At 48.4% G+C, this 1,350-nt stretch carries 3 protein-coding genes; all 3 read left to right on the top strand.

Annotated features, from left to right (window positions below):
• A partial coding sequence (locus tag AKL27_RS27430; RefSeq protein ID WP_157057140.1) for a TNT domain-containing protein occupies positions 1–345 on the top strand: 345 nt, incomplete at its 5' end.
• Between the two features lies 1 nt (position 346).
• Entirely contained in the window at positions 347–586 is a 240-nt protein-coding gene (locus AKL27_RS27425; RefSeq protein ID WP_083439328.1) for a hypothetical protein, read from the top strand.
• Positions 587–896: 310 nt separating this feature from the next.
• On the top strand, positions 897–1,226 hold the full coding sequence (locus tag AKL27_RS28060; protein WP_157057139.1) for a hypothetical protein: 330 nt from the start codon (positions 897–899) through the stop codon (positions 1,224–1,226).
• The last annotated feature ends 124 nt before the right edge of the window (positions 1,227–1,350 follow it).

The raw sequence follows: 1,350 nt of genomic DNA, 5'->3' as shown, positions 1-1,350 counted from the left end.
GGCAAGATTCAGGAATCTCTTGGAATTTGGCCGCCGAATAGTGGTGGATATGCGCCAGTCAACGGCATAACGCTGCCTGTTGGGACATCTATTGATCGATACGGATTCCCAGGCGGTAATTTCGTGGCACCTACAGGTACGCCATTCGCAGATCGCGCTTTGCCATCGACATATCAAACATCAAAGCCATATTTCCAATATGAGGTGGTGCAAGAGATACCGGGCATAACACAAGCGAAAATTTTGCCATGGTTCGGACAGCGAGGCATGGGAACGCAGTATCAGTTGCCGAATTCAGTTCAATGGTATTTGGAAAATGGTTATTTGAAGCCAGCGGGGAAATAAAATGAAACGAGATCAATTGGAATCAAGCCTTGCTGCGATAGGTGTTCACCCAGACAGCTTCTCTCTGGGGAGTATTCGGCACAGTGAATGCGTTTGCGTGGTGCCGGAGGATGGGCAATGGAAGGTTTTTTACGTTGAGCGTGACAAACCGAAGGAACTGGCTTCGTTCTCAAGAGAAGAGGATGCATATGACTTCGTATACGCCACTTTCTGTAAATGGATGGGGGTGCCAAATCCTTGAGAATGTGAAGTGAGAACGGAATACAAAGACCTCCCCCTAACCAGCTGTGTGTGTGTCATGTACCGGGCATTTTTATGACAACGGAGCATTCTTGGCAGAGCGGTACTTACGTAAAAATTGCATAAAACGTCAAATCGCGGGAGGCCCCGCCACCCCGATTTAATGAGCACACATTACGCACGAATACATTGAGCCCTAAAATCGGCCGCTATCGCAATCAGGTAGCGGCTTTTACCTGTATTACGGCAACATCTCTGCTTGCTTGTAAAAATGTGTGTTGAGATAGCGAATGCAGGCGTAGCAAGGGATCGTGGTGTATGCGTTTGTATCACAGGATTTTATTGTTCTGGATCGGGACGATAAAAATCTTCATGTTTCAGCTATCGTCAGGCGCATGCTGTCGCCGTATTTCCTCGACAGCCTGGTCATAGGAAATGAGTCCCGCCAGAACGCGCCCAACGCGTTCTGCGTCGGTGTTGGCGATGTTGATATCGCTGAGAGCAAAAGACGCTGCCACGGCCCTAAAATCCACATCACTTTGTGCCAACGCGATATGCCGACGCCGCTGGCGCGCGGCGTCGAGCGAAATTACATTGCCGGATCGGCTTATTTCATTGTGCATGGTATTTCACCTTGGTGATGCCTGAGAGAATGTTGAATTTGAAAAAATAGTATGAAAAAAAATCTAAACCAGCGAAACAATTGTGCGGAACGTTGGATGGCTTGCAAGGATCCATAGTGGCTTTCTCTCGCGGACAGAGTGA

It is taken from the genome of Herbaspirillum autotrophicum (genome assembly GCF_001189915.1).
GTDB classification, from domain to species: domain Bacteria; phylum Pseudomonadota; class Gammaproteobacteria; order Burkholderiales; family Burkholderiaceae_D; genus Herbaspirillum; species Herbaspirillum autotrophicum.
This window is presented reverse-complemented; position numbering and strand designations above follow the sequence as displayed.